General features: G+C 52.9%; 10 protein-coding genes. All 10 read left to right on the forward strand.

The window, feature by feature from the left end:
• A partial coding sequence (locus tag AXE65_RS13695) for a hypothetical protein (RefSeq protein ID WP_068386618.1) occupies nt 1–2,042 on the forward strand: 2,042 nt, incomplete at its 5' end.
• Nucleotides 2,043–2,081: 39 nt separating this feature from the next.
• Nucleotides 2,082–2,336 carry a DUF4258 domain-containing protein gene (locus AXE65_RS00735; RefSeq protein WP_068386621.1) on the forward strand — a complete coding sequence of 85 codons (255 nt, stop codon included), beginning with the start codon at nt 2,082–2,084 and terminating at the stop codon, nt 2,334–2,336.
• A 3-nt stretch (nt 2,337–2,339) separates the two neighbouring features.
• Entirely contained in the window at nt 2,340–2,531 is a 192-nt protein-coding gene (locus AXE65_RS00740; RefSeq protein ID WP_068386624.1) for a DUF2283 domain-containing protein, read from the forward strand.
• A 117-nt stretch (nt 2,532–2,648) separates the two neighbouring features.
• Nucleotides 2,649–3,239, forward strand: coding sequence for a DUF2460 domain-containing protein (locus tag AXE65_RS00745; RefSeq protein WP_079213979.1), 591 nt, complete (start codon nt 2,649–2,651; stop codon nt 3,237–3,239).
• 7 nt (nt 3,240–3,246) lie between these two features.
• Entirely contained in the window at nt 3,247–4,128 is an 882-nt protein-coding gene (locus AXE65_RS00750) for a phage/gene transfer agent baseplate hub protein (protein WP_160330574.1), read from the forward strand.
• Entirely contained in the window at nt 4,106–4,525 is a 420-nt protein-coding gene (locus AXE65_RS00755; protein WP_068386634.1) for a hypothetical protein, read from the forward strand. The genes AXE65_RS00750 and AXE65_RS00755 overlap by 23 nt, the downstream gene beginning before the upstream one ends.
• Entirely contained in the window at nt 4,522–5,496 is a 975-nt protein-coding gene (locus tag AXE65_RS00760) for a hypothetical protein (RefSeq protein ID WP_068386637.1), read from the forward strand. The genes AXE65_RS00755 and AXE65_RS00760 overlap by 4 nt, the downstream gene beginning before the upstream one ends.
• A complete protein-coding gene (locus AXE65_RS00765; protein ID WP_068386640.1) occupies nt 5,493–6,428 on the forward strand; it encodes a hypothetical protein in 936 nt (311 codons plus the stop codon). Before AXE65_RS00760 ends, AXE65_RS00765 begins: the two co-directional genes overlap by 4 nt.
• Nucleotides 6,429–6,998 carry a hypothetical protein gene (locus AXE65_RS00770; protein WP_068386643.1) on the forward strand — a complete coding sequence of 190 codons (570 nt, stop codon included), beginning with the start codon at nt 6,429–6,431 and terminating at the stop codon, nt 6,996–6,998.
• Nucleotides 6,988–7,595, forward strand: a 608-nt coding sequence (locus AXE65_RS00775) for a phage tail protein (protein ID WP_153015350.1), incomplete at its 3' end; no start/stop codon positions are given. The genes AXE65_RS00770 and AXE65_RS00775, both read left to right, overlap by 11 nt.

Raw genomic sequence — 7,595 nt, forward strand, 5'->3', positions numbered from 1 at the left:
CCCTGCTGGCCTTTAGCGGCATTGTTGGCGACGACTTTGTAAAGGCGCAGCAAGCCGCCGCCGATATGGCCGCGCGTATGGGCACCGACATTGCCAGCGCCGCCGAAACCATCGGAAGAGCGCTGGACGTGCCGAGCCAAGGCATGGCCGCACTCTCGCGGCAAGGCTTTCGATTTACCGAAGAACAAAAAGAACTGGTTAAATGGCTGGAAGAAACGGGGCGAAAAAGCCAGGCGCAAGGCATTATTCTAGAGGCGCTGGAAGAAACCTACGACGGCGCGGCAGCCGCCGCAAGGGACAGCTTTGGCGGCGCACTCACGGCGGTCAAAAACAATATCAGCAGCCTGCTGGCAGGCGAAGACGGCAGTTTGGACGGCGCTAAAGAGGCGCTGGAAACCTTTAACCAGGTACTGACCGACCCGAAAACCAAAGCCCAATTTGCCGAAATCGCGCAAAGCGTGATCAGCGGCCTCACTTATATGGTTGAACACGCAGGCATTGCGGTTAAAGCCTTTGAATACCTGGGGAAAACGCTAGAGGGTATCAAAACCGTCTTTAACCTGACCGGCCAGGCGATAGCCACCGGAGCGGCTGCGGTTAAAGACGGCGTTGGTGACGCCCTTGAGAGCGTCAAAAACAATCCGCTGGAACTGCTGAAGGGTCCCCGCTTCCTGACCGCGCACGGCGTAGCCAAGCAATTTTTCGACCCCAATAGCGCGACCCGTGAAGGCGGTCGCGCTATGCACAAAGAATTAATGGGGTTCGGGCAGCCGCAAGCGTTACCCACGTTACCCGCCGCCAATCAAGAGCTGCCCAAATTCAGCGAAGATAAAGCGGGAGCCGCCAGCAACGAGGAAGCCTTAAAAAAAGAGCACGCCCTTTGGCAAGCCAGCGAAAAGCGCCGCGCAGAGCAAGAAAAAGCCGCCAAAGCCGCCGCATTGGCTCACCAAAAACAACAAGAGGCCATCAATAAAGAGTTAACCGCCTTAGAACGCGCCGCAAAAACCTGGGGCATGAATGCCGATGAAGTTAAACTTTATGATCTGGCGATACAAGGCGCGAATAAAAACCAACTGGCGCAGGCACAACAACAACTCGAAATCGTTGCCAAACTTGAAGAAGAACAAAGCACGCGAGAAAACTATTTAACCCTGGTTAAAACCCTGCAAACCGAAGAAGAGCGGCGCAAAGAAACGCTGGCCGAACAACTCGCACTGATTAAAGCGATGGAACAACTCACCGGCGAAAGCGACAAAGAAACCTTTAAACGCGTAGCAATGGGCAGCTTTGACCACAACATGCCCGCCGACTCATTCAAAGACGATTCCGACCCCTTTAAAGCCTTGGACGAAGCCAGCAAAGCGCAAGAAGAATGGTACGCGCAGCAGCTCGAATTATTAAACCAATACCGCGAGCAGCGCCAAGACCTTAACGACGAATGGGACGAAAAAGAAAAAGCACTCAAAGAGCAACACGAAGAAGGATTAGCCGCCATCCAGAAAGCCAAATGGGACGAAGGCATGAAGGGGATGACCGACGCCTTAAGTGCCATGAGCACGCTACAAGATAGCGAGAACAAAAAAATGCGCGCAGTAGGCAAGGCCGCCGCCATCGCGCAGACCATTATCAGCACCTACCAAGCCGCCACCGCCGCAATGGCCAGCGCCGCCACCATCCCAATCGTCGGCTGGGTTATGGCACCGATTGCCGCTGCTGCCATCGCCGCCGCCGGTATGGCAAACGTTGCCAAAATCAAAGGAGTAGCCCATAGCGGTATTGATCGAGTGCCCGAGACCGGCACCTGGCTGCTGGAAAAAGGCGAGCGCGTCACCACCGCCCACACCAGCGCCAAACTGGACGCCACATTAGAGCGCATCAGCAAGCAGCAGCAAGCCAGCCAAGGCCGCCGCGAGCGCGGCAGAGGCAGCGCCGTCATTAATCAAACCATACAAGTGCAAGGCCAAGTAGACGCCCGCACCGCCAGCCAACTCGCCGCCGAAGGCGCACGCAATCAACGGAGGGTTGAGGCAAGGTTTGGCTAAGCGTTTGCCGGATGATTTTAATCGCCCTACACTTGGGGCATGTTTAGCCAACGCTTTCAATTGCCCGTCCAAGTCACCCGCCACGCACAAGAGCGCATGCTTGAGCGGGGTATAAACGATGATTTGCTTTTAGAGCTGATTGAAACAGGGACAGCCAAATACAAGGACGCGACAAGGCTTTGGTTATTTAAAGCCATCGCTGGACGCACAGACAACCTGCTTTGCATTGCCGCTGTGCTGGAGAGCAAGCTGGTGGTTAAAACTGTTATGCACCATTTCGACACGGAGGCTTAAGCCATGCAGGTTAAATATTATGCAGAAGATGATATTTTTATTCTGCGCATAAGCGATAAGCCCATTGTGCGCGAAGTTTCGCAAGACTGGAATATTGGCATCAGTTACGCCGATGACGGCAGCATTGTTGAAATGGTTATTTTGGATGCAGCCAAACAAGGCGCATTACCCGCACAATGGGCAGAAACCGTTTAACTAGCGCTTATCTAAATCCCGCTGGCAATTTCTAAAGGCATAAAAGCGCCTGTTTTAGCGTTGCGCGGCCAATGGCTCAATCGATAATTAAGGTATAATCAGCCAAACAGGAAGCTGATGATGTTTATCGAACAACGCCTATTAGACTGTGTGGCTTACGGCAGCGAATTCGGGCACGTATTTAAAACCCGAATTGTTACGCTGGAAAGCGGGCACGAACGCCGCGCGAGTTTATGGAGCCTGCCGCTTGGGCGTTATTCCATCCGCTATAACCTGATTAAAGACGAACACCATCAAGCGGTAAGACACGCGCATTTAGTTTGCCGGGGTGCGGCAATCGCATTCAGGTTTAAAGACTGGGTTGATTACCGCGCGGATAACGAGCCGCTAGGGGTAGCGGACGGCAGCTTGCAAACTTTCCAACTCAATAAAGGCTATCCGTTTGGCGGGCAAACCCTGCATAAACCCATTAAAAAGCCGGTTAGCGTACAAATATTTGGCAATGCCCATCCAATACCCGCCACTATCGATTACACGAGCGGGCAGGTGCAATTAACCGCGCCTGCGGGCAGCGTTTTAACCTGGTCTGGCGAATTTGATATACCCGTACGTTTTGCCAGCGACCGGCTGGATTTAGAACCGGTCACGCACCAAGGCGGGCAATTTCTGCTGGCGACCGATGTTGAATTAATCGAAGTCAGGCAATGATATGCGCATGATTCCGCCTGCACTACAAACCCATCTTGATGGTAGCGTCACCACCACCGCACTGCTATTACAAGTGACGTTAGAAAGCGGCGAACACTACGGCATTACCAGTCACGACCAGCCGATTACTTACGACGGCCTCACTTACCGCATCGGCTTTGACCCGTCCGTCATTGCCTCGGCCTCTGATTTATCCGTCGATAACGGCGAAGCCAGAGCGCTACTCACGGCACTGATTAATCAAAACCAACTATTAAACGGCCATCTCGATAACGCCCACTGGAAACTGTATTTAATCAACTGGCAGCAGCCGGATAACGACAACGCGCTACTGCTGGACGCGGGCGATATTGGCGAAGTCAAGATTAAAGACGACAGCGAATACCGCGCCGAACTTTTAAGCTACGCCATGCGCCTTAAACAAAATCTGGGTACCAGTTGGAGCCGCACTTGCCGCGCGACCTTTGGCACGCCCGCCAAAGGGCAAAACGGCTGCGGCGCATCCGCGCCTTTTACCAGCGGCACCGTAATAGCCGTTGATAGCAGCGACCCTTTTCGGGTATTCCAAGGCACTATCAATACCGCCGCTTATTCGATTGGCCGCGTAGTCTGGACAGGCGGCGATAACAAAGGCAGCCGAGCGCATAAAATCGAGGCGGCCAATCCTTCTACCGTCGCCTTATTTGAAGCCATGCGTTTCCCGATCAAAATCGGCGATACCTTCAACATTAGAAAAGACTGCAACAAATCGCCCGCCGACTGCATCCAATACAAAAACTTTGTTAATTACAAAGGCGAGCCATTTATTCCGACCGGCGACGGGCTGGAAAGCATGACGCCCAGCGCGCAAGTTTTTGGTGGCTTAAGTGGCTCAAGCATACAACCCTGACCACGCCATAGCGGCGGCGCGTCGCTTCGTTGGCTGCAAATGGCGGCACCGTGGCCGCACGCGCTTTGGCATCGACTGCATTGGTCTCTTGGTCAAAGCCATGCAAGCGGGCGGCATCCTGATGCGCGACCGCGTGGACTATGGCCGCGAGCCTTGGAACGACGGCCTGCAAAAAGAGTTATTCGCCCATTTTGGCGAGCCGGTGACACACCCGCCCAAAGCCGGAGACGTGGCACTGATTCATCTGCCGGATAATCCCGCACCGTCCCATATCGGGCTAATCGGCGAGCTTGACGGGCGCTTGACGCTGATTCATAGCGCGAGTGAGCTGAATGTGTGCGAGCACGGCCTCACCGATGACTGGCTAAGCTGCATTGTGGCGAGATACCGACCATGAGCGGCCTGACCAAGTTAGTCGGCCACAAGATACTCGACTACCCCACCCACCTCATCCTTAACGCACTCACGCCCACCCCGCCTAAACGGCGCTTGGGTGATATTGCCGAACAAACCGCAATGGAAGGCGGCGCAAGGCCGATGATCTTCGGGCGCGTGCGACCCATCGGCGGCAATATCATCCAACTGCAAGCGCCACAAAAACGCATGATTAAAGAAAAAGTCAGCGGAGGCAAAGGCGGCAGCAAAAAAAAGAAACAAAAGGTTGAGCACGTTTTTCGCACTTACGCCATCGGCATCTGCGAAGGCCCGGTATCGGCGGTTATCCGCGTCTGGCGCAATAACAAACTGGTCTATGACGCACGCGGCAACGCTTGGGGCGCAAACAATAACCACGTCTTTTTAAATCGCTTCCGCCTGCATTTAGGCACTTGGCAGCAGTTCCCCGACCCAACCCTTGAAGCGATCTGGGGCGCAGGAAACGTGCCCGCCTATCGCGGCACCTGCTATATGGTCGCGGTCGATGAAGATTTAACCGAACTCGGCGGAGCCGTACCTATATGGCTATTTGAAGTGGAGCGGGCGGAATACTTTGATATTGAAAGCGATCTTTATCCGCTGGCCGAACAAGAGCACGCACAAAGCGGCGCAAAACTTGAAACAGCGCTATTAAAAAGCACATTACAACGTGCCAACGATCAAAACAGCGTCAGCAGCGGCGCGCTACTTGAAAGCGGCGAATTAAAAGCCGTATTACAGCGCACTGAATCAAGCGAACAAGTTAACAGCGGCGCAGCACTGGATGGCGGCGAATTAAAAAGCATACTCATTAAACAGAACATAGAAGCCGAACAAGTGAGCAGCAGCGCGGCACTAGACGGCGGCGCACTGCAAACCGTACTGATCAAACCCGAATTATTTATTGAAGCCGCCAAAAGCAGCGCGGCGCTCGAAACAGGAGCCTTGCTATGAACGCATTAAATACCGCAACCCAACTGGGCGGGCGCTACCAAATAAAAGCCTTTGTCCCCGGCAACCCGCCGCGAATATTAGCCGACTGGTTCCCGAATTTAATTACCAACTACGGCATGGACTTGATGAGCGGCGCAAACTCCAACTACAGCTATATGTGGGAATATTGCAGTGTCGGCACCGGCAATACCCCGCCCGCGTTTGCCAATAGTCAGCTTATTAACCGCAAGGCCACGACATCCGATAAAACTGCGATTGCAGTGGGGAAAGAATCCGCCTATATCTGGAAGCGTATGACTTACCAATTTAAACAGGGCGCGGCCAGCGGCAATCTGGCCGAAGTGGGTATTGGTGCCAATAGCAACGGCAGCCTGTTATTTAGCCGCGCCCTGATTAAAGACACACAAGGCAACCCGACCACCATTACCGTCTTGCCCGATGAAGTGCTGCAAGTGGTCTGGGAGATTCGCCATTATTTCCCCGCGCCCAGTCAAACCACAGTGACCATTGCCGGTAGCGGCGATCATCAATGCCATATCGCCTTGCTTGATAAAAACAGCACAGTATTCCATGAAAGCAACTCCTATAACTATATCCACCATAATCTTAGGAGTTACTGCAATGTTTATTCCGGCGTCAGCGGATTAGTGCCCGAAACGCAAAATAATATAAGCCATACCGATTATAATGGTATTTACATGAGCGACTTCCCGCTTAACTATACTTCCGGCAGCTTTAAAACCACACGCACCCTTATCCTGCCGGTCGATCAATTCAATTGGCCTGCGGGTATTAGCGGCCTTTCATTTAATGAATCAAATGGTACTTCCGCCGGTGGTTTCCAGCATCAGGTCTATATCGACCCGCCGATTATGAAAACGCCCGAACAACAGTTATCACTTACCCTCGCCTTAAACTGGGCGCGTGCTTAAATGCCCAGATTTGTCGGCGCACGTGATTTAGCCATTACGCGCACGCTGGATTACGAAGACGGCGGCCTTGCGCTGCAAAATCCGGCGGGCGGCCTCAATAACCAAATCTGGCGCGCGCAGTTATTAAATGCAGGTGAAAGATACAGCGCTGTCCAGATGCAAGCCGAAACCGTAGAACCCTTTATCCTTTGGCAGCAGCCCTATATCGAAGAAATATCCTTTAGTTTCGATCAAAATATGCAGCCGGTACTCGCCTACGTGCAAGCAGGGCAGGCTAAATTGCGTTTTTTTGATAGCACCGTGCAAGCCTTTGCCATTATCGAGCTGGAACCAGGTGCTATTACCCCGCGTGTCGCCTTGGACGATAAACGCGACTTTTTAGGCTATGCACAATCGGACGTGATATTAGCCTACGTATTAAACGGCCATTTAATCAAACGTCTGGGCAGCGAGCGTTACCTAAATACACACTTGGTGCAGGCTAATGTCGGCCATGCCGGTTTAATTAAAATCGGCATAAACCAAGGTTTGCGCTTTCAATATCGGGTAAAAATCGATTATGAGCAATAATAGTGCTTGGTCTGTATCCGGCATTGCCGAAGAGTTATGCAAGCGTGCAGGCGTGCCTAAATACAGCACCGATTTTATTGCAGGCACGGCAGACGGCTTTTCAATTACCAACGAACAAAATGCCAAAACCGCACTGGAAGACCTCGCGCAAACCTTTTTGTTTGATGTCTCCAATCACGGCGGCAAACTGCACTTTGTACCCCGAGCAGGCGAGCCGGTATTAGCCATCAGCACCGAACAACTGACCGAAAGTCCGAAAGAAAAAAAGCGCCGCGACAGCATCCGCATCCCCAAGATACTGCAACTTTCGTATTTTGATAGCGATGGCGGGCTGACCGCCGATATGCAAACCTCTGACCGCGCACTGGATAGCCGCAGCAAAGGCATTAAAAAGCTCGATACATCCGTTTTGATGAGCGCCGATAAAGCCGCGCAATCGGTGGTCATCTGGCACAAAATACTGGTTGAAGAAACGCGCGGCGAAGTCAGCTTTAAACTGCCGGACAGTTTTATTGCGCTCGCACCGGCGGACGTGATCACGCTGGACGGCGCAAGACTGCGCGTGCTTGCCGTAGAGCTGGAAGCGGGGCAACAAAG

Origin of the sequence: Ventosimonas gracilis (assembly GCF_001580025.1) — a bacterium.
GTDB classification, from domain to species: domain Bacteria; phylum Pseudomonadota; class Gammaproteobacteria; order Pseudomonadales; family Pseudomonadaceae; genus Ventosimonas; species Ventosimonas gracilis.

Bases quoted from the DNA above. Each gene is read 5' to 3' on its own strand.
- AXE65_RS00735 (WP_068386621.1), top strand. From the start codon at position 2,082: ATGTTTAGCCAACGCTTTCAATTGCCCGTCCAAGTCACCCGCCACGCA.
- AXE65_RS00740 (WP_068386624.1), top strand. From the start codon at position 2,340: ATGCAGGTTAAATATTATGCAGAAGATGATATTTTTATTCTGCGCATA.
- AXE65_RS00745 (WP_079213979.1), top strand. From the start codon at position 2,649: ATGATGTTTATCGAACAACGCCTATTAGACTGTGTGGCTTACGGCAGC.
- AXE65_RS00750 (WP_160330574.1), top strand. From the start codon at position 3,247: ATGATTCCGCCTGCACTACAAACCCATCTTGATGGTAGCGTCACCACC.
- AXE65_RS00760 (WP_068386637.1), top strand. From the start codon at position 4,522: ATGAGCGGCCTGACCAAGTTAGTCGGCCACAAGATACTCGACTACCCC.
- AXE65_RS00765 (WP_068386640.1), top strand. From the start codon at position 5,493: ATGAACGCATTAAATACCGCAACCCAACTGGGCGGGCGCTACCAAATA.
- AXE65_RS00770 (WP_068386643.1), top strand. From the start codon at position 6,429: ATGCCCAGATTTGTCGGCGCACGTGATTTAGCCATTACGCGCACGCTG.